The following is a 19,234-nucleotide window of genomic DNA, read 5'->3' as shown; positions in this document are numbered from 1 at the left end:
CCTTCCCTGGAACAGGCGCGCCGGCCAAGGTCGCCCCCGGCCGGCCGCAAGAGGGTCACATCACGCGATCACCCGCGCTTGCGGTCGTCGTCGAGATCTTCGAAATCCGCATCGACGATGTCGTCGTCCACGGGACGTGCCGCATCCGGGTCGTCATCTTCGCCCGCTTCTGACTGCGCCTTGTAGATCGCCTCGCCCAGACGCATCGCCGCTTCGGTGACGTTCTGGATGCCGCTCTTGATCTTGCCGGCGTCTTCCGTCTCCAGCTGCTCCTTCAGCGCCTTGATGGCCAGTTCGATCGCCTCGATCGTGGACGGGTCGACCTTGTCGCCATGCTCTTCCATCGACTTTTCGGTCGAATGGATCAGGCTTTCGGCCTGGTTGCGGGTTTCCACCAGCTCGCGGCGCTTCTTGTCGGCGTCGGCGTTCTCTTCCGCCTCCTTGACCATGCGCTCGATATCCTCGTCCGACAAACCGCCCGAGGCCTGGATGGTGATCTTCTGCTCCTTGCCGGTGCCCTTGTCCTTGGCGCCGACCGACACGATGCCGTTGGCGTCGATGTCGAAGGTCACCTCGATCTGCGGCACGCCGCGCGGGGCGGGCGGGATGTTTTCCAGGTTGAACTGGCCCAGCATCTTGTTGTCCGCCGCCATTTCGCGTTCGCCCTGGAACACGCGGATGGTCACGGCATTCTGGTTGTCATCCGCCGTGGAAAAGATCTGCGCCTTTTTCGTCGGGATCGTGGTGTTGCGGTCGATCAGACGGGTGAACACGCCGCCCAGCGTCTCGATGCCGAGCGACAGCGGCGTCACGTCCAGGAGGACCACGTCCTTCACGTCGCCCTGCAGCACGCCCGCCTGGATCGCCGCACCCATGGCCACGACTTCGTCGGGGTTCACGCCCTTGTGGGGCTCCTTGCCGAAGAACTTGGTCACCTCTTCGATGACCTTGGGCATGCGGGTCATGCCGCCGACCAGAACGACCTCGTCGATATCGCCCTTGGACAGGCCCGCATCCTTCAACGCGGCCGCACAAGGCTTCATCGACTTGGTGATCAGATCGCCCACCAGGCTTTCCAGCTTGGCGCGCGTCAGCTTCATCACCATGTGCAGCGGCTGACCGTTCTTGCCCATCGAGATGAAGGGCTGGTTGATCTCCGTCTGGCTCGACGACGACAGCTCGATCTTGGCCTTTTCCGCCGCTTCCTTCAGACGCTGCAGCGCCATCTTGTCCGAGGTCAGATCGACGCCGTTCTCTTTCTTGAACTCGTCGGCCAGGTAATTGACGATCCGCATGTCGAAATCTTCACCACCCAGGAACGTATCCCCGTTGGTCGATTTGACTTCGAACAGGCCGTCGTCGATCTCCAGGATCGTAATGTCAAAGGTGCCGCCACCAAGGTCATAGACCGCGATGGTGCGCGTTTCCTTCTTGTCCAGACCATAGGCGAGCGCAGCTGCCGTCGGCTCGTTGATGATCCGCAGCACCTCGAGGCCCGCGATCTTGCCCGCGTCCTTGGTCGCCTGGCGCTGGGCGTCGTTGAAATAGGCCGGAACCGTGATGACGGCCTGCGTCACTTCCTCGCCCAGGTAGCTCTCGGCGGTTTCCTTCATCTTGGTCAGGATCTGTGCCGAAACCTGGCTCGGCGAATATTTCTCGCCGCGCACCTCGACCCAGGCGTCGCCATTGCCGCCGTCGACGATCTTGTAGGGGACAAGCTTCTTGTCCTTCTCCACCTCCGCATCGCCCAGACGGCGCCCGATCAGGCGCTTGACGGCAAAGATGGTGTTTTCGGGGTTGGTCACGGCCTGACGCTTGGCGGACTGGCCGACAAGACGTTCATCTTCCGTGTAGCCCACGATGGAGGGCGTGGTGCGCGCCCCTTCGGAATTCTCGATGACGCGCGGCTGGCTGCCATCCATGATGGCAACGCAGGAGTTGGTGGTGCCGAGGTCGATACCAATCACTTTGGCCATGTCGGTCGGGTCCCTTTGCTTCAAGCGAACGGGCGGTGGCGGGTCCGTTATGGCCCCCGGTGCCGCCCTCGTGATGGTGTTGATATGGCCGGGGCTGCACGCCCGACCGGTTCGCTGGGTATATAGGGAGGTGGATTTGCCCCTGCAAGCGCTGGGCAGGGCCGGAAAACAGGGGAAAAACCATGCAAACCACGGTTGATCTGAACGGGGTGACGATATGGCCCGGTTGGCTGGCCCCCGATGAACAGGCCCGATTGGTGCAAGATATCCGCGCGGTGGCCGCCGCCGCCCCCTTCTTCACCCCCGAAACGCCGCGTGGGCAAAAGATGTCGGTGCGCATGACGGCTGCGGGCGATTATGGCTGGATTTCGGATCGCCGCGGCTATCGCTACGCCTCCACCCATCCCTCGGGACAGACCTGGCCGCCGATCCCGGCCTCCGTTCTGCGGGTCTGGGATGCGCTCTCGGGGACCGACCGCCGCCCGCAATGCTGCCTTGTGAACTGGTATTCCGAAACCGCCCGCATGGGCCTGCACCAGGATCGGGACGAGGCCGATCTGACCCAGCCGGTTCTGTCCATCTCGCTCGGCGATGACGCGCTTTTCCGGGTGGGCGGCACCGAACGCGGTGGGCCCACGCGCTCGATCTGGCTCCGCTCGGGCGATGTGGCGCTTTTGTCCGGCCCCGCGCGCCTGGCCTATCACGGCATCGACCGTGTGCGCCCCGGGTCGTCGACGCTGTTGCGCAACGGGGGCCGGATCAACCTGACGCTCCGCGTCGTCGATCAGCGCCCCGCGTTCCAGCTGTCGGATGCATAGCGCCGCGTATAGGCTTCGCCCATCATGCCGATCACCAGCAGCACCAGCGTGGCATAAACCGGATACTGCCAGTTCGAATGGTGCGGAAAATAATTCACGAATGTGAACCCCCGCGCCTGATCGATGATGTGGAACAGCGGGTTCCAGTCGAAAAGCCCGATGACGGCGGTGGGCATCATGTTCGCCACGAACATCTTGCCCGACGCGATCATGTTCGCCCGCACACAGACCTGCTGCAAGATACCGGCGAGATCCGGCACCCAAGGTTTCAGCGCCATGAACAGCAATCCGATCACACAGCCCGAAGCCCAGGACAGGATGAACATCAGCAAGGCGCCGGGCCAGTAATGGATCGTGATCGGCTGCAGCACCGTGTGCAGCAGCAACAAGATCATCAAAAGACTGACGGTCTGTGTGTATAGAACGCTCAGCGCCGAGGACAGGATCGCCACCAACGTGTTCATCGGCGCGTGCTGCATCAGGGCCGAGGTCGAATTTTCCGCGCCCGTGATCGCCTGCACCGACTTGATATGCGTGAGATACGCAAAGATGCCGGTCAGCAGGTAGAGCATGAAATCCCCGCGCACCGACGCGCCGCGCTGCCCGAGAAAGGTGAGCATTACGTAGAAAGCCGCAAGAAACAGCAGCGACTGGATCAGGCTCATCACGATCGCCATGATTGCGTAGCGATGCGTTTGCCGCACCTTTCGCGCCCCGGCGTGAAAGGAATTTTCCAGCATCGCCATGGCAAGGCTGAAGGTCGAATGACTGCGGCGGCTCTCGAACATGACGGTCTGCAACTCTTTAACTTGACCCGCTCTCGCGTGATCCCCCGCGCGGCCCGCTCTTGCCCCGGACCCTGCGCAGGAGGATAACGCCCCAAGCCAATGCCACACAATCGCGGCCAAATGGAGGCGAAATTGCAGTATGATCGCATGATGCGGGTTTTCCGCGCCGCAGCCCTCGAGGCGGGCGAGCGGATCTTGCAGATTTACGAGGCCGATGATTTCGCCGTGAAGGCCAAATCGGATCAAAGCCCCGTCACCGAAGCCGACGAAGCCGCCGATGCCCTGATCTCCGCCCGGCTGCGCGCCGAATTTCCCGATCTGCCCCTCGTGACCGAGGAACAGGCCGCCAGCCACGATCTGTCTGCCGACAGTTTCCTGATCGTCGATCCGCTGGACGGCACCAAGGAATTCATCCAGCGCCGGGGCGATTTCACCGTGAACATCGCCTGGGTGGACAAAGGCGTGCCCCTGCGCGGCGTCGTCTATGCGCCCGCCAAGGGGCGTTTGTTCTACACCGATGCCGATGGCACCAGCGTCGAGGAAACCGGCCCCTTCGATCCCGAAACCCCCGGTCCCGTCACCCCGATCCGCGTGGGCCAGCCCGACAATGCCGCGCTGATGGTCGTCGCCTCCAAATCGCACCGCGATGCGGCGACCGATGACTATATCTCCCGCTATGGCGTGGCCGATCTCAAAAGCGCGGGCTCCTCGCTCAAATTCTGTCTCGTCGCCACCGGCGAGGCCGATCTCTACCCCCGTCTCGGACGCACGATGGAATGGGACACGGCGGCCGGCGATGCCGTCTTGCGCGGCGCGGGCGGCCACGTGGTCCGCTTCGAGGATCATCAACCATTCGTTTACGGGAAGCCCGGTTTTGGTAATGGTTTCTTCATAGCCTTTGCCCCCGGCGTGGAGCTGAAACCGGCATGAGCACCGTCTGCATCATCCCCGCCCGCTACGCCTCCAGCCGCTATCCGGGCAAACCGCTAGCGACCCTGCGCGGCGCTACAGGGTCTGAAAAGACCCTGATCGAACGCAGCTGGCGCGCCGCCTGCGAGGTCGCGGATTTCGACGCGATCCATGTCGCCACCGACGACGACCGCATCGCCGATCACGCGAAATCCTTTGGCGCAAAGGTCCTGATGACCTCGACAGAGGCGCGCAACGGCACCGAACGCTGCGCCGAGGCGCTGGAACAGCTTGGCGATGACGTTGAAATCATTGTGAATCTTCAGGGCGACGCGCCCCTGACCCCGCCTTGGTTCCTCTCCGCGCTCGTCGCGGGCCTGCGCGCCGATCCCGATGCCGCGCTCGCCACGCCCATCCTGCGCTGCGACGGCGAAACCCTCTCCGCGCTCAAGGCCGATCGCGCTGCGGGCCGTGTCGGCGGCACCACCGCCGTGGCGGATGCCGCGATGCGCGCGCTCTATTTTTCCAAGGAAGTCATACCCTTCACCGGGTCCGCCTATGCCGATGACGCGCCGACGCCCGTCTTTCACCATGTCGGCGTCTACGCCTATCGCCCCGACGCCTTGCGCGCTTACCCCACCTGGCCGGTCGGTCCGCTGGAGACGCTCGAGGGGCTCGAACAGCTCCGCTTTCTCGAGGCGGGGCAGGTCGTGCGCTGTGTCGAAGTGGCCGCACAGGGTCGAAAATTCTGGGAACTGAACAACCCCGAAGACGTCCCCCGGATCGAGGCGATGCTGGCCGAGATGGGCCTTCCCTGATGCCAGCCCCGCGGCTGAGCGTGATCGTCGTCAGTTGGGCGCGCCCCCGCGCGCTCGCGCGCTGTCTGATCGCCCTGTCGCAGCTCCGCTCCACCCGGTTCGAAGTGATCGTCGTCGCCGATGAAGATGGCTTGGCGGTTGCCCGTGCCTTGCCCTTTTCGGAGCGGATAACCTATCTGGAACAAAAGGTTGGCAACATCTCTGCCGCGCGAAACCAAGGGATCGCCGCCGCTGCGGGCGAGATCGTCGCCTTTGTCGACGATGATGCCGTGCCGGAACCGGATTGGGCCGAGACGATCCTTTCGGCCTTTGCCGACCCCGGTCTGGCAGCCGTGACGGGACCCGTGATCGGTCGCAACGGCATTTCCTTGCAATGGGGCAGGATGGCCGTGGATCGCTTGGGCCGCGACCGCTGGCTTGCCGCAGGCGAGGCGCCGGGTCCGGGTGAAACGGTGAAGCTGCACGGCACGAACATGGCCTTTCGCCGCGAGATTCTGGCTCTAAGCGGCGGTTTCGACCCTGTTTTCCGATTTTACCTCGACGAAACCGACCTTGCCCGGCGTCTTGTGCAAGCGGGCCAATCGCTGCGCCATGTTCCGGGAATGCGCGTCCACCACGGTTTCGCCAAAAGCCCCCGCCGCCGCGCTGACCGCATCCCGACGGATCTGACCGATATCGGCGCGTCAAGCGTGATTTTCCTTAAAAAACATGCGCCTGATGCGCTAGAGGGTGCTGTTGACCACCTAATCGAAGATCAGCGTCTCCGCCTCATGCGGCTGGCCCGCGCGCGCAAGATCGGCCCGACCGAGATCCGCCACCTGACCCAAAGCCTGAGATCCGGCATCGATGAGGGGCGAACCCGCGATCTGCCATCCGTGGTCGCCATTCCCGCGACCTCTCGCAGCTTCGTGCCATTGCGTGACGACCTTCCGCCCCCCATGTCGTTTCATGACGGCTGGTGGCACAAGGCGAAGGCGCTGTGCGCTCAAGCGGCAGACCAGGTTGCCCAAGGGAACCCGACAGCCCTTGTTTTGTTGGAGCCGACACCCCGCAAGCATCGGATCGTCTTTACGGATGGTGGATGGTGGGAACAGTCCGGCGGGCTTTTCGGTCCGAGTGACCGCACGGAACGCCGGGTTCAGTTGTGGCGCTACCGGGATCGCATCGCGCACGAAAAGGCGCGCCTGTTCGCGCCCGGTGACTGACAACCGTGGGTCGCGCTGTATCTTTCGTTAACCGCCGATCCGGGTTAAGGGCTAAACATGGCTGCGATACAGGCGTAGACGTAGCAAGCTGAGAACAGGAAAAGACATGAAGCGGCGCGTAACGAAAGCGATTTTCCCGGTTGCCGGTCTTGGAACACGGTTCCTGCCCGCGACGAAGTCCATCCCCAAGGAAATCATGACCTTGGTCGATCGCCCGCTGATTCAATACGCCATCGACGAGGCGCGCGCCGCAGGGATCAAGGAATTCATCTTTGTCACCAGCCGCGGGAAATCCGCGCTTGAGGATTACTTCGATGCCGCGCCCGAGCTCGAAAGCTCCTTGCGCAAGAAGGGCAAGAAGGACCTCTTGGAGGCGCTGAAGGCGACCACGATGGAATCGGGGGCCATCGCCTATATCCGGCAGCAAAAGCCGCTTGGGCTTGGTCATGCCGTATGGTGTGCGCGTCGGTTGCTGGCGAATGAGCCCTTTGCCGTCATCCTGCCCGATGACGTGATCGCGGCGGAAACTCCCTGTTTGCAACAGATGGTCGAAGCCCATGCCGAGATCGGCGGGAACATGGTCGCCGCCATGGAAGTGCCGGCCGACAAGACCCACGCCTATGGTGTTCTGGACATCAAGGAAGACATGGGATCGGTCGTTTCAGTCAAGGGCATGGTGGAAAAGCCCGCTTCGGGCACCGCGCCCTCGAACCTTGCGGTGATCGGGCGGTACATCCTGACGCCCGAGATCATGAACAACCTGAACCGGATCAAGACCGGGGCCGGCGGCGAGGTGCAATTGACCGACGCCATCGCGCAGGAAATCGCGACCTCCGACAATGTGTACGGGTTCCGGTTTCGCGGACAGCGCTTTGATTGCGGGTCCAAATCGGGCTTTCTTCAGGCGACGGTCGCCTTTGGCCTCGCGCGGGAGGATCTGCGCGATGAATTCAAGGATTTCCTCGTCGATCTCGTCGCATCGCGCAACGCGGCGCAATAGCCACCTTCCGCAGGCCGGGCATGTCTGATCCGGGCGGGATCGCGACGTGGTTGGATGTGACCCGGCTGGTCAGTCGGGCTGGACGGGGCGTGTTGACTGGTGTCGACAGGGTCGAATTCGCCTGGTTGAAGCATCTGACCGCCGAACGCCGTGCGGACACCCGGTATCTTGTCCGCTCAACGCGTGGCTACTTGCTCCTCGATCATCGGGGGGCGGAGCGTCTTTTGTCTTTCTTTACCGGAAGCCCGCTTCCCGACCGGGGCGACCGTATTTCCCGTCTTTTGGGAAAAGGGTCTGATCCGCGGCATAGGGTCGAAGCGGCGCTTCGGCCCCTGGCGCTTGACCGGGCTTTGCCAGTGGGGTTGGGTCGCCTGATCGCTCGGGCGGGTGATGGCCGGTTCACCTATCTCAACCTCGGTCATTCGAACCTGTCGCGCGCCACTTTGGGCGCGTTCGCAGCCGCGCCTGCGGCGCGTGTTGCGGTTCTGATCCATGATCTGATCCCGATCACGCATCCCGATCTGGTGGCCGATGACATGCCGCGCCGGTTCGCCGCCCGGCTCGAGACCGTGCGGCGCCATGCCGATCTGGTCATCTGCAATTCGGAAGCGACCCGGAGCGATCTGGAGGATCATTGGCAGCGCTATTTGGCCAGCCCGCCGAGCATCGTCGCGCCCTTGGGTATCGAGCCGCAGAAGCGCTGCGAAGGGCCGCGCGATCCGCGCCATTTTGTCATGCTGGGCACGATAGAGCCGCGCAAGAACCATGCCCTGATGCTGGATGTCTGGGAGCTTTTGGCGCGGGACCTGCCGCAGGACCGGATGCCGGAGCTGCACATCATCGGCCCCACAGGCTGGAAGGTCGAAGATCTGATGGCCCGCTTGGCCCATCATCCGTTGCGCGGTCGGTTCCTTCACCTGCACGGCCCCCTGCCCGAGGCGGAGGTTGCCGCGCATCTGTCCCGCGCCGTCGCCCTGCTTTTTCCATCGCTTGCCGAAGGGTTCGGCTATCCCCCGATCGAAGCGGCCCTGGCCGGGGCGTTGCCCATATGCAGCGATTTGCCCGTGTTTCGTAAAACATTGGGCGATTGCGCCGTTTACCATGATGCCCGTGATGCGTATCTATGGTCGGAAACCATCAAAAGACACTGTCTTGGTATCGAAATATTACCTGTTTTGCCCCAACCACGGGTAAGCTCATGGGGTGAACATCATCAAACGGTAGCCCGTGCCTTGGCCGGGATCGCGTAAAAGGGGCAAGTGATGAAGGCGGTGAGACGGTATGCATTGCGCCTTGAGCGCAAGAAATACCTTGTCCGCGCCTGGCGCAAAAGCCGTTCGTTGCGTGTGGTCGCCGACCGGACGGATAGCATCGCGCCCAATGACGTTCTGTGTTTCTGCACCCTGCGCAATGAACGTGTCCGTCTGAAGTATTTCCTGAATTACTATCGTGATCGCGGGATTTCGCATTTTCTGTTCGTCGATAACGACAGCAATGACGGGTCGCGCGAATTCCTGGCGGAACAGCCGGATTGTTCGGTCTGGACGACCCCCGCCAGCTACAAGCGGTCGCGGTTCGGCATGGATTGGATCAACCGCTTGTTGCGGCTTTACGGGCATAAACGCTGGTGCCTGATCGTCGATCCCGATGAATTCCTTGTCTATCCATTCAGCGATACGCGGCCCATTCCCGCCCTGACCGATTGGCTTGACGCCTCCTCGATCAAGAGCTTCGGGGCGATGATCCTCGACATGTATCCCAAGGGTCCGCTTACGGCGCAGCCCTATTCCGACGGGCAGGACCCGTTCGAGATCGCTTGCTGGTTCGATCCGGGAAATTACGTGATCCAGCGCAACTGGGCCTATGGCAACCTGTGGATCCAGGGCGGTCCCCGCGCGCGGGCCTTTTTCCAGGAACAGCCTGCCAAGGCCCCGGCGCTGAACAAGATACCGCTCGTGAAGTGGCACAAGAGCTATGCCTTTGCCAGTTCGACGCACATGTTGCTGCCGCGTGGCCTGAACCTTGTCTATGACGAGTGGGGCGGGGAAAAGACCTCGGGCGTGCTGCTGCATGCCAAGTTTCTGGACACGTTCACCGCGAAAGCCGCCGAAGAGCTGGAACGCCGCCAGCATTATGCGGCATCGGCGGAATATCGGGCCTATCACGCGGGTCTGAACGAAAACCCCGATTTCTGGACCAAGTGGTCGGAACGCTACATCAACTGGCGCCAGCTGGAGATCCTCGGCCTCATGTCCAAGGGAAACTGGGCATGAGCAGTCTTGGCTTCATCATGCTGTGCCATACCGCGCTGCACCGGGCGGCGCAGGTGGCGCGGCATTGGGCCGAGCGGGATTGCCCCGTCGTCATCCACGTCGACAAACAGGTCGCGCGCGACAGTTTCGAGGCGTTTCGCAAGGATCTGGCCGATCTGCCCAATGTGCGGTTCACGCGCAGGCTGCGCTGCGAATGGGGCACCTGGTCGCTTGTCGCGGCATCGCAGGGCGCGGCCGAGATATTGCTCAACGAGTTTCCCGATGTGCGGCATGTCTATCTTGCGTCGGGGTCGTGCCTGCCGCTCAGGCCGGTCGATGAATTGCAGGCCTATCTTGCCGCGCGGCCGATGACCGATTTCATCGAAAGCGTCACGATCCGGGATGTCGACTGGACCGTGGGCGGTCTCAATGACGAGCGTTTCAAGTTCCGCTTTCCCTTTTCGTGGAAACGTCAGCGGTTCTTTTTCGACCGGTTCGTCGAAATTCAACGCCGGTTCAAGATGGAGCGCCCGATGCCCGAGGGCGTCTCACCCCATCTGGGCAGTCAATGGTGGTGCCTGACCCGGCAGACCCTGTCCGCAATCCTCGAAGATCCGCGCCGCCGGGAGATCGAGAATTTCTTCAAGCTCGTCTGGATCCCGGACGAAAGCTATTATCAGACCTTGGTGCGGAATTATTCCCGGTCCATCGAAAGCCGCTCCCTGACGCTGTCCAAGTTCGATTTCCAGGGCAAGCCGCATGTCTTTTATGATGATCACCTGCATCTGCTGCGGCGGTCGGATTGCTTTGTGGCGCGCAAGATCTGGCCCAAGGCCAACCGCCTGTATGCGACCTTTCTCAACGATGACGTGACCGGCACCCGCATGGCGGAACCCGCGCCGGGCAAGATCGACCGCGTCTTTTCCAAGGCGCTGGAGCGTCGGACGCGCGGGCGGCCCGGTCTTTACATGCACAGCCGCTTTCCGAACCCCGATTGGGAAAACGGAAAGACAGCCGCGCCCTATTCGGTGTTTCACGGTTTCAACGACCTGTTCGAGGATTTCGAGGGTTGGCTGACCCGGCGGATCGGCTCCGCCGTCCATGGCAACCTGTTCGATCCGATGCGCGTCCGATTTGCCGGCGATGTTCCGATCTACAACGGATGCCTGTCGGCCAATGCCAAGCTGCGCGACTACAACCCCGAGGCGTTCCTGACCAACCTGATCTGGAACACGCGGGGTGAGAGGCAGGTTTTCATGTTCGGACCTGCCGACAACCAGCGCCCGGGTGCCTTCATGGCCATCGACGCCAATGCCCAGATCTCGGTCATTTCGGGGGCGTGGGCGGTGCGGTTGTTCCAGTCCAACCGCAATTTCTCGGAAATCCGGGCGGAAGCGGCCTTGATGCAGCGCCGGGAGATCGAATTCGTCAACACGTTGCGCCATGTGCGCAGCCGCGCGGATATCCGCATCTGGACGCTGGCGGAATTCATCGAAGAACCGATGGAGAACCTTCAGGGCATCCTCGACGCGATGGAGGGCGCCAATGCCCTGCGCCTGACGGCTGCGCCGCGCATGGTCAACCTCAGTGGCTTCGGGACCTTTCTGCAAGCCCTGAAGAACCAGGGTCTGAACCCCGTGACGGTCGGCGATTTCCCGCAAAGCGATGGCACGCATCGCCCGCCTGCTGATCGAAACAGACCCTATCTGGTGCGTTGAACCATGGCCCGTCGCCGTTTTGATGCCTTTGTGCTTTTCGCCGAGATGCGGACAGGGTCGAACTACCTCGAAGACAGCCTGAACGCGCTGCCCGACATCACCTGTCACGGCGAGGTCTACAACCCCACCTTTCTTGGTCATCACAACCGGTTCGAGCTGTTCGGGTTCGACATGGCCCGCCGCGAGACCGATCCCGTGGGCCTGCTCGATGCGATGATCGCCCAGACGCAGGGCTTGCCCGGATTTCGGTTGTTTCACGACCATGACGACCGGGTGGTCGAGCGCATCCTGCCCGATCCCCGCATCGCCAAGGTGATCCTGACGCGCAATCCGCTCGACAGCTATGTGAGCCGCAAGATCGCAACGGCCACGGGCCAATGGCGGCTGACCGATGCCAAGAACCGCAAAGAGGCCAAGATCGTCTTTGACGTCGATGAATTCGCCGAGCTGATGGATCGGCTGGCGCGATTCCAGGATCGGTTGCGGCGCGGGCTACAGGTGACGGGCCAGACGGCCTTTCACATCCGTTACGAAGATATCAACGATCCCGATGTTCTGAACGGGCTTGCCGGGTTCCTCGGATCAGAGGGACGGGTGGACAGCGCCTCGAAAAAGCTCAAGCGCCAGAACCCCGGCGACCTGGCCGACAAGGTCGAGAATTACGACGAGATGGTCGAAGCCTTGCGCGATGTCGATCGTTTCGGCCTGACGGCCAGCCCGGATGCCGAACCGACACGTGGCGCGGCGGTGCCGGGTTTCGTGGCCCATCCGACGGCGGGGCTTTTGTTTCTGCCGCTCAAGGGGGCGCCGGAACAGGCCGTGCTCGACTGGATGGGCGAGATCGGCGGGGTGGGGCGCGACGCGCTTTTGCGCCGCCTGTCGCAAAAGGAATTGCGGCAATGGATGAAGGACCATCCCGGCTATCGCAGTTTCAGCGTTCTGCGCCATCCGGTGAAGCGCGCCTACAATACGTTTTGCCGGTTCATCCTGCCCGATGACCGCGCCGCGTTCGAGGATGCGCGCAAGGTCATGCGGCAACGCTACAACCTGCCGATCCCCGGAAAGGCCCCGGGCCCGGATTGGACCGTCTCCCAGCAAAGGGCGGCGTTTCAGGCGTTCCTCGAGTTTCTCAAGCCAAACCTCGATGGGCAGACCAGCGTGCGCATCGATGCGGCCTGGGCTTCGCAGGCGGCAATCCTTCAGGGGATGGCGCAGGTTCTGACGCCCCATGCCCTGATCGCCGAAGAGGATATGGCGAGCGCCTTGCCGGAATTGGCGCGCGCGGTGGGGGTCGCCGATACGCCCGCGCCCCGCGCCGAGGTGATTCCCGGCGCGATCCCCTTGGATGACATCTATGACGGCAAGATCGAAAAGGCGGCGATCGACGCCTACAGGCGCGATTACCTGACGCTGGGTTTCCCGCGGTGGAACCGGCGGTAGGTGTCAGGCGGCCTGGATAGATTCGTGATCGGTCAAAAGGGTATGCAGGGTCGCCGGATCGGCATTCGCCCGCAGCTTGGCGCACAAGGCCGGGTCGCGCAGCGTCCGCGATACCAGCGCCAGGGCCTTGAGGTGGTCCACACCGCTGTCTGCCGGGGCGAAGAGCGCAAAGACAAGATCGACAGGCTGGCGATCGGCGGCATCGAAATCGATCGGCCGCTCGAGCCGCAGGAATGCGCCGTGAACCTCTGTCAGGTCGGAGAGCCGCGCGTGCGGCAGCGCGACGCCATGGCCCACGCCCGTCGGCCCAAGGCTTTCACGTTCCTGCAGCGCGTCGAAGATCTGGCTGCTGGGCAGGCCGATCAGGTCATGCGCCTGATCGGCGATGGCCTGCATCAGGCGCTTCTTGCTGGTCACGTCGCTCAGCACCTTCACGGCGCGCGGCTTCAACAGCGATGACAGGTTCATCCCATCCCTTTCGAGACCCGCGATCCGGGGTCTGGTGCCGGCGGCGTGGGCTCACAAGCGCCACGCCGCCGAGGTGGTCATTCCATACGGGGGTCTACCCAGCCGACGTTTCCGTCCTCGCGCCGGTAGACGACATTCACCCCGCTGTGCTTTTCGTTCCGGAACACCAATACGGGCGACCCGGACAATTCCATCTGCATCACCGCTTCACCGACGCTGAGCGAGGGGATCTTTGTCTCCATCTCGGCCACGATGATCGGTTGCAGGTCGGCGGGCTCGTGATCTTCCTCGTCATGGCCCGACGCGGCGAGCACATACATCGGCGCGTCAAGGGTTTCAACGGGCTGCTGGCGATCCCGGTGATGATCCTTGAGCCGGCGCTTGTAGCGGCGCAGCTGCTTTTCCATCTTTTCGCTGGTGGCGTCGAAGGCGGCGTAGATTTCGTGCGCATGGCCCTTGGCCGAGGCCGTCAGGCCGGTGGACAGGTGGACGGTCGCTTCGCACACGAATTCCGGACCGGATTTCGAGAAGATCACGGTCGCATCGGTCGGACGCTCGGAATATTTGCCGACGGCTGCGCCGAGCGTGTCCTTCACATGGGTCTGCAGCGCTTCGCCGATGTCGATCTGTTTGCCACTGATTTGATAGCGCATGGGTCCTCCGCACCTCGGGCACGCGGGGTGCTGGCCCGATATGGGCGGCCTGCCCCGCGCGAAAGGATGTCCGGTCCGATTCGATTATGGTCGATCCAAGGGCCGGTTTCGCGGCCCCGCATCCGGGTTCCGGACGCATGGATCAGGGATGAAGCAAACGCGAACATCACCACCATTAGGCGACGGCATGGGGCGGGTTGTCAACGTAAAGCAGAAGCCACCCGTCACGAGATCCGGAAGCTCTGCCCAAGGTAGACACGCCGCACCGTTTCATCGCGCACAACCTCGTCGGCGGTGCCCGATTTGATGATCGTGCCCTCGTGCAGGATGTAGGCGCGATCGACGATTTCCAGCGTTTCGCGGACGTTGTGATCGGTGATCAGAACGCCGATTCCCCGCGTCTTCAGATCCTGCACGAGATGGCGGATATCGCCCACGGCAATCGGATCGACACCGGCAAAGGGTTCGTCCAGCAGCACGTAGCGGGGATTGGAGGCCAGGCAGCGCGCGATTTCGGCCCTGCGCCGTTCGCCCCCCGACAGGGACAGCGCCTGCGCACGGCGCAGATGCCCGATCGAGAATTCCGACAGCAGATCCTCGAGCCGGTCCTGCCGCGTCTTGCGGTCCGGTTCCACCACCTCGAGAATCGCCATGATGTTGTCTTCGACCGACAGGCCGCGAAAGATCGACATTTCCTGAGGTAGGTAGCCGATCCCGGCGCGCGCGCGGCGATACATCGGAAACAGCGTGACATCCTGCCCGTCGATGGTGACCGTGCCGCCGTCGGGCGTGATCAGCCCCGCAATGCAGTAGAACGATGTGGTCTTGCCCGATCCGTTCGGGCCCAGAAGCGCCACGACCTCGCCCCGGGCCAGCCGCAGCGACACGTCGCGGATGACCGGGCGTTTCCGGTAGCCCTTGCGCAGCTTTTCGACCACGAGGCCCTGACCGCCATCGGTCACCTTGAGATCCGGGCGCTCTGTCACTGTCCGCCTTCCAGGACGGTGCGCACGCGACCGTCGACTGTTCCGATGCCGGTGGTCATGTCGACCTCCATCCGGTCGCCCGCGACCGTGCTGGGGCCCTGTGTCACCAGAACATTGCCGATCATGGTCAGGTAGGCGGTCTGCACCTCGTAGATGGCTTCATCCCCCTCGGCGGCGTCGGTTCCGCGGGTCACCAGAACACCGCCTGTCGCCACCACATCCTCGACCTGTCGATTGCCATCCGTGACGGTGTAGATGACCTCGATCCGGCGTGCGACCATGCGCAGGTCACCCTGCACTACGATCACATTGCCCTCGAAAATGGCGTTACCGGTGGTTTCGTTCACGCGCAGCGTATCCGCCGTAACCTCGACCGGTTGCGATGAATCATGCGGAACGCCGCCGAAGCCCACCGCGACCTGTGCGCCTGCGGGGGCGGCAAGGGCGATGAAGGCGGCAAGAAGGGCCGGTCTCGTGATCAGGCGCGGCAACATGGCTTTTCCTCAATCTCCCGGTTCGTATAGCAGCCGAACGCCGCCGTTGAAACTCAGGAAAACCGCGCCTTCCGGGCCGACCATTTCCATCGCGCCCGCCTCGATCAAAAGCCCCGGCGCTGTCAGCACGACCGCCCCGGGCGCCACAAGATGCAGCGTGTCCATGGCGAATGTCGCCTGCGCTGTGTCCATCTGGTAGCCCTGCGTCGTCAGGGCATGCACCGACCCTTCGAGCACGACAAGTTGTTGGCCCATGAAGAAATCGCCCTGGTCCGCCGTCAGCAAAAGCTCTGACTCCTCGGACAGGATCACCCGGCTTTCGACGGCCGTCATGGCGATGGTGTTGGGGTCGTCGACTGCCGAGGCGGCGGTATCGCCCACCAGCGTCACCTCGCGCCCGTCATCGAGCGTTCCGGCAAAGCGCGGCCGCGACAGGCGCTGTTCGCGCAGCAATTGTTCGACATCCAGATCCGTGTAGGGCAGTGCCGCATCGGGATCGGGCGTGCGGGACAACAGGAACAGCGTCGACAAAAGCGCAAGCGCCGCGAGCGGCAGGGCCACCTTAAGCCAGGCGACGATCGTCGAATATGTGTTCGCCCCCGCCATCCGGACCCTAATGGGCGAAGATGTCGATCTCGGGCCAGCCCGCAAGATCCAGCTTGGCGCGGGTCGGCAGGAAGTCGAAACAGGCCTGCGCCATTTCGGTGCGGCCCTCCCGCGCCAGCATCGCGTCCAGCGCGGTCTTGAGCTTGTGAAGATAGAGAACATCGGACGCGGCATAGGCCTTTTGCGCCTCGGTCAGGGTCGCGGCGCCCCAATCCGATGTCTGCTGTTGCTTGGAAATGTCGACCTCGACCAGTTCCTGCAACAGGTATTTCAGCCCATGCCGGTCGGTGAAGGTCCGCACGAGTTTCGAGGCGATCTTGGTGCAATATACGGGTGCCGCCAGTGCACCAAAGGCGTGATACATCACCGCGATGTCGAAACGGCCGAAATGGAACAGCTTCAGAACCTCGGGGTCGCGCAACATGCGGGCAAGGTTCGGGGCCTCGGTCTGGCCCTTTTCGACCTGCACCAGATGTGCGTCGCCATCACCCGAGGACAGCTGCACCACGCAAAGCCGGTCCCGGTGCGGGTTCAGCCCCATGGTTTCGCAATCGATGGCAACGATGGGCCCGAGATGGAGCCCGTCCGGCAGATCGTTCTGGTAGAGGTGAATTGCCACGATGTCGTCCTTTTCAACCGCTGTCGGTGCATCCAAGGCCCGTTGGCGGTGCGTGTCGTGCCCGCAGGGGAGCCCCCTGCGCAAGATCACCCCAGATCGCATATCGAAAGGTTCAGGGCAATATCGCCGGGCCCGCGCCAAGCCGCGCCCGGGTTCACCCCGAAAGCCGACAGCCGACGAGGGGTTTGTTGTTCCGGATATGGCGGGCCACCAACCGGCGGCAGGCCGATCCCTTGGGCAAGGGGCGGGCGGGGATGGAACGGGGCCGCTTGCTTGCGCCGAGCTCTGGAAAGAGGGTGAAAAGCTCGTCGCGGCATTCTTGCGGGATCGCCTTCAGCGCCTCGGGTCCGGTGAAGAGCGTCTCTGCCTCCAGCCCTTCGGCACGCACGACCTCGTGGCGGTCACACATGAAATGCCAGTAGTCGACGCCACGGCCGTCTTCGATCACGTCGACCCCGTCCAGCTCCAGCAGCTGGCGTGCCGCGACCAGCACCTCGGGGCTGCCGAACATGCGCTGGGCTACCTTCGAGCGCACGAGAATGCGGTGCTGTGGCGAGACGATAAGGTCCCGGCGCGGCAGGTCGGGGCCCAAGACGCCCGCCCGGATGCGGATCGGGCGCAGATGGGGCGCGCCTGCCAGATCGCCCGCCGACAGACGCCGCACCGCAAGCCAACGCACCGGCTGCATTCCGTGATCGGCGGTCAGGACCATATCGCCGAGCCGCAGATCCTGCACCGGCACCTCGCCCCGTTCCGTCTGGATCAGCGTGCCACGTGCAAAGCAGATCACCCGCTCGATCTCGGTGAAGTTGACCGTCACCGTCTGGCCGCTGGAATTCAGATAGGTCAGCGTGCCGCTTTCGCTGCTCTTGTCGCCGCCGGTCCAGGTGATCGAGAAATTGGTCAATCCATCGAGGCTGAGGGCATCGCCGCCTTCATCCTCGTCGCTTTCGCCCCCGGTGACGCTGATGGCGGTGGTGCCGGACAGGGACGGATCGAAGCCGATGGTATCGTCGCCCGCCCCGGCATCGACGGCATCGCCCGCGCCCGCGATCAGCAGGTCATCGCCCGCTTCGCCGAACAGCGCGTCGTTGCCTGCGCCGCCGGTGATGACGTCATCGCCCGCACCGGCAAAGACGAAGTCATTGCCCGCGCCCGCGTCGATCGTGTCGTTGCCGCTGCCCGTGAAGATCAGGTCATCGCCGCCACGGGTTTCGACATTGATCCCGCTGGTCGCGAGGACCCCATCGATGGTGTCGTTCTCGTCCGTCGCGATGACGCGCTCAATCTCGATGAAGGTGAGATCGGTCCCGGTGTCGGTGTCGATCCCGTTGACCGTGCCCCCTTCGCCATTCGTGCCATAGGTGATGCGCAGCGCGTCGAGGCTGACCGACAGGTCCAGCACATCGCCCGAGGTTTCGCCCGTCTCGCCGCCCGCGATGGTCATGTTGTCGTTAATGCCGATGACGCCGGGATCGAGGAAGAACGTGTCGTCCCCTGCGCCGCCGAAAGCCGTATCGAACCCGTCGATGACGATCTGGTCGTTGCCGTCGCCCGCGTCGATCAGGTCGGTTCCGGCATTGCCCCGGAGCTGGTCATTGCCGGCCCCGCCGATCAGCGTGTCCGCGCCATCCCCGCCGACCAACAGGTCATTGCCGTCGCCGCCGATCAGGCTGTCGTTTCCGACGCCCCCGAACAGCGTGTCATTGCCCTCGCCGCCGCTGAGCGTGTCGTTGCCGCTGCCGCCGTCAAGGCTGTCGGTCCCGGTGCCGCCAAAGAGCTGGTCATCACCAAGCCCGCCCAACAACGTATCGTTGCCGCCGCCGCCCGACAGGCTGTCGTTGCCGCTGCCGCCGTCGAGCCGTTCGTTCACCGCGTCATTGCCGATCACGGTGTCGTTCTGGCTGCCGCCCACGACCACTTCGATGCCGGAATAGGTATTGCCGAACGTGTCCGTGCCGGTCTGAAGGTTGATGTTGAAGGCGAAAGCATCGACGGCGGTTCCGGCGATCTGGTAGGTGTCGATCCCATCCCCGCCCGAGAAGCTGTCGCTGCCGAACCCTGCAAGCAAGGTGTCGTTGCCGAAGCCGCCCAGAAGGGTGTCGTTGCCTATTCCGCCGTCCAGCAGGTCATTGCCCGCGCCACCGTCGACGAGATCCGCGCCATCTCCGGCCGAAACGACATCATTGCCCTCGAGCGCAAGGATCGTGTCGGCACCACTGGTGCCGTTCAGCGTGTCGTTGCCTGCCGTTCCGACGATAAAGGCCATTTATCGGGTCCTTTTTGGGCGCAGGATCGGGCTGGCGGTCACGGGATGTGCCGCATCGCTTTTCATCTGCTCCATGGCGCCACGCATCGTGCCGAATTCTCCACCCATGATGATGCGCGGACCTTTGGCCTTCGTCGTTCGCACGAGCGGGCGGGGGGACACGCGTTTCGGAGTTCACTAAATCGTCTGAATGGGGCGGAAATCAGGCGTATCGT

Annotated in this window: 18 protein-coding genes; 9 read left to right on the top strand and 9 right to left on the bottom strand. The window is 63.2% G+C overall.

The genetic code is table 11. The features are described from left to right. Positions 1 to 68: 68 nt before the first annotated feature. Entirely contained in the window at positions 69 to 1,976 is a 1,908-nt protein-coding gene (gene dnaK / locus AABA51_RS16320) for a molecular chaperone DnaK (RefSeq protein WP_338273162.1), read from the bottom strand. A gap of 182 nt (positions 1,977 to 2,158) precedes the next feature. On the opposite strand from dnaK, the gene AABA51_RS16315 reads away from it, so the two are divergent. After that, positions 2,159 to 2,794, top strand: coding sequence for an alpha-ketoglutarate-dependent dioxygenase AlkB (locus AABA51_RS16315; protein WP_338273161.1), 636 nt, complete (start codon positions 2,159 to 2,161; stop codon positions 2,792 to 2,794). On the opposite strand, the gene AABA51_RS16310 is transcribed toward AABA51_RS16315, so the two are convergent. Then, a complete protein-coding gene (locus AABA51_RS16310; RefSeq protein ID WP_338273160.1) occupies positions 2,761 to 3,582 on the bottom strand; it encodes an ABC transporter permease in 822 nt (273 codons plus the stop codon). The two genes, AABA51_RS16315 and AABA51_RS16310, sit on opposite strands and share 34 nt — an antisense overlap. Positions 3,583 to 3,729: 147 nt before the next feature. On the opposite strand from AABA51_RS16310, the gene cysQ reads away from it, so the two are divergent. The 8 genes from cysQ to AABA51_RS16270 all read left to right on the top strand — a co-directional run bounded on the left by cysQ (position 3,730) and on the right by AABA51_RS16270 (position 12,924). After that, a complete protein-coding gene (gene cysQ / locus AABA51_RS16305) occupies positions 3,730 to 4,512 on the top strand; it encodes a 3'(2'),5'-bisphosphate nucleotidase CysQ (protein ID WP_425328847.1) in 783 nt (260 codons plus the stop codon). Next, the gene (locus tag AABA51_RS16300) at positions 4,509 to 5,309 is read left to right on the top strand and encodes a 3-deoxy-manno-octulosonate cytidylyltransferase (protein ID WP_338273159.1); all 801 of its coding nucleotides are present in this window, start codon (positions 4,509 to 4,511) and stop codon (positions 5,307 to 5,309) included. The genes cysQ and AABA51_RS16300 overlap by 4 nt, the downstream gene beginning before the upstream one ends. Continuing rightward, entirely contained in the window at positions 5,309 to 6,514 is a 1,206-nt protein-coding gene (locus AABA51_RS16295; protein WP_338273158.1) for a glycosyltransferase family 2 protein, read from the top strand. The genes AABA51_RS16300 and AABA51_RS16295 overlap by 1 nt, the downstream gene beginning before the upstream one ends. A gap of 106 nt (positions 6,515 to 6,620) precedes the next feature. Continuing rightward, on the top strand, positions 6,621 to 7,514 hold the full coding sequence (galU, locus tag AABA51_RS16290) for a UTP--glucose-1-phosphate uridylyltransferase GalU (RefSeq protein WP_338273157.1): 894 nt from the start codon (positions 6,621 to 6,623) through the stop codon (positions 7,512 to 7,514). 362 nt (positions 7,515 to 7,876) lie between these two features. Beyond that, a complete protein-coding gene (locus tag AABA51_RS16285) occupies positions 7,877 to 8,764 on the top strand; it encodes a glycosyltransferase (protein WP_338273156.1) in 888 nt (295 codons plus the stop codon). A 12-nt stretch (positions 8,765 to 8,776) separates the two neighbouring features. Next, complete coding sequence (locus tag AABA51_RS16280; protein ID WP_338273155.1) at positions 8,777 to 9,787, top strand: glycosyltransferase family 2 protein; 1,011 nt, start codon at positions 8,777 to 8,779, stop codon at positions 9,785 to 9,787. Beyond that, positions 9,784 to 11,484 (top strand): beta-1,6-N-acetylglucosaminyltransferase, encoded by a 1,701-nt coding sequence (locus tag AABA51_RS16275; RefSeq protein WP_338273154.1) that lies wholly within the window; start codon positions 9,784 to 9,786, stop codon positions 11,482 to 11,484. The genes AABA51_RS16280 and AABA51_RS16275 overlap by 4 nt, the downstream gene beginning before the upstream one ends. A gap of 3 nt (positions 11,485 to 11,487) precedes the next feature. Beyond that, positions 11,488 to 12,924, top strand: a complete 1,437-nt coding sequence (locus tag AABA51_RS16270; RefSeq protein ID WP_338273153.1) for a nodulation protein NodH — start codon at positions 11,488 to 11,490, stop codon at positions 12,922 to 12,924. Positions 12,925 to 12,927: 3 nt separating this feature from the next. On the opposite strand, the gene AABA51_RS16265 is transcribed toward AABA51_RS16270, so the two are convergent. From AABA51_RS16265 to AABA51_RS16235, 7 genes are all read right to left on the bottom strand, one after another. Continuing rightward, positions 12,928 to 13,392, bottom strand: coding sequence for a PTS sugar transporter subunit IIA (locus AABA51_RS16265; protein WP_338273152.1), 465 nt, complete (start codon positions 13,390 to 13,392; stop codon positions 12,928 to 12,930). A 77-nt stretch (positions 13,393 to 13,469) separates the two neighbouring features. After that, the gene (hpf, locus tag AABA51_RS16260; RefSeq protein ID WP_338273151.1) at positions 13,470 to 14,045 is read right to left on the bottom strand and encodes a ribosome hibernation-promoting factor, HPF/YfiA family; all 576 of its coding nucleotides are present in this window, start codon (positions 14,043 to 14,045) and stop codon (positions 13,470 to 13,472) included. 224 nt (positions 14,046 to 14,269) lie between these two features. Continuing rightward, entirely contained in the window at positions 14,270 to 15,031 is a 762-nt protein-coding gene (gene lptB / locus AABA51_RS16255; RefSeq protein WP_338273150.1) for an LPS export ABC transporter ATP-binding protein, read from the bottom strand. Further along, positions 15,028 to 15,525, bottom strand: a complete 498-nt coding sequence (locus AABA51_RS16250; RefSeq protein ID WP_338273149.1) for an LptA/OstA family protein — start codon at positions 15,523 to 15,525, stop codon at positions 15,028 to 15,030. The genes lptB and AABA51_RS16250 overlap by 4 nt, the downstream gene beginning before the upstream one ends. Before the next feature lie 9 nt (positions 15,526 to 15,534). Then, positions 15,535 to 16,131 (bottom strand): LPS export ABC transporter periplasmic protein LptC, encoded by a 597-nt coding sequence (lptC, locus tag AABA51_RS16245; RefSeq protein WP_338273148.1) that lies wholly within the window; start codon positions 16,129 to 16,131, stop codon positions 15,535 to 15,537. A 7-nt stretch (positions 16,132 to 16,138) separates the two neighbouring features. Further along, complete coding sequence (locus tag AABA51_RS16240) at positions 16,139 to 16,750, bottom strand: ribonuclease D (RefSeq protein WP_338273147.1); 612 nt, start codon at positions 16,748 to 16,750, stop codon at positions 16,139 to 16,141. 154 nt (positions 16,751 to 16,904) lie between these two features. Then, positions 16,905 to 19,019 carry a Hint domain-containing protein gene (locus AABA51_RS16235; protein WP_338273146.1) on the bottom strand — a complete coding sequence of 705 codons (2,115 nt, stop codon included), beginning with the start codon at positions 19,017 to 19,019 and terminating at the stop codon, positions 16,905 to 16,907. Positions 19,020 to 19,234: the final 215 nt, after the last annotated feature.

This window comes from Roseicyclus marinus, from assembly GCF_036322625.1.
GTDB classification, from domain to species: domain Bacteria; phylum Pseudomonadota; class Alphaproteobacteria; order Rhodobacterales; family Rhodobacteraceae; genus Roseicyclus; species Roseicyclus marinus_A.
The sequence above is the reverse complement of the archived record's forward strand: the minus strand, read 5'-3'. Positions and strand labels throughout refer to the sequence as shown.

Coding starts and splice junctions, on each gene's coding strand:
- dnaK (WP_338273162.1), bottom strand. CDS start 1,976: ATGGCCAAAGTGATTGGTATCGACCTCGGCACCACCAACTCCTGCGTT.
- AABA51_RS16315 (WP_338273161.1), top strand. CDS start 2,159: ATGCAAACCACGGTTGATCTGAACGGGGTGACGATATGGCCCGGTTGG.
- AABA51_RS16310 (WP_338273160.1), bottom strand. CDS start 3,582: ATGTTCGAGAGCCGCCGCAGTCATTCGACCTTCAGCCTTGCCATGGCG.
- cysQ (WP_425328847.1), top strand. CDS start 3,730: ATGATGCGGGTTTTCCGCGCCGCAGCCCTCGAGGCGGGCGAGCGGATC.
- AABA51_RS16300 (WP_338273159.1), top strand. CDS start 4,509: ATGAGCACCGTCTGCATCATCCCCGCCCGCTACGCCTCCAGCCGCTAT.
- AABA51_RS16295 (WP_338273158.1), top strand. CDS start 5,309: ATGCCAGCCCCGCGGCTGAGCGTGATCGTCGTCAGTTGGGCGCGCCCC.
- galU (WP_338273157.1), top strand. CDS start 6,621: ATGAAGCGGCGCGTAACGAAAGCGATTTTCCCGGTTGCCGGTCTTGGA.
- AABA51_RS16280 (WP_338273155.1), top strand. CDS start 8,777: ATGAAGGCGGTGAGACGGTATGCATTGCGCCTTGAGCGCAAGAAATAC.
- AABA51_RS16275 (WP_338273154.1), top strand. CDS start 9,784: ATGAGCAGTCTTGGCTTCATCATGCTGTGCCATACCGCGCTGCACCGG.
- AABA51_RS16270 (WP_338273153.1), top strand. CDS start 11,488: ATGGCCCGTCGCCGTTTTGATGCCTTTGTGCTTTTCGCCGAGATGCGG.
- AABA51_RS16265 (WP_338273152.1), bottom strand. CDS start 13,392: ATGAACCTGTCATCGCTGTTGAAGCCGCGCGCCGTGAAGGTGCTGAGC.
- hpf (WP_338273151.1), bottom strand. CDS start 14,045: ATGCGCTATCAAATCAGTGGCAAACAGATCGACATCGGCGAAGCGCTG.
- AABA51_RS16250 (WP_338273149.1), bottom strand. CDS start 15,525: ATGTTGCCGCGCCTGATCACGAGACCGGCCCTTCTTGCCGCCTTCATC.
- lptC (WP_338273148.1), bottom strand. CDS start 16,131: ATGGCGGGGGCGAACACATATTCGACGATCGTCGCCTGGCTTAAGGTG.
- AABA51_RS16235 (WP_338273146.1), bottom strand. CDS start 19,019: ATGGCCTTTATCGTCGGAACGGCAGGCAACGACACGCTGAACGGCACC.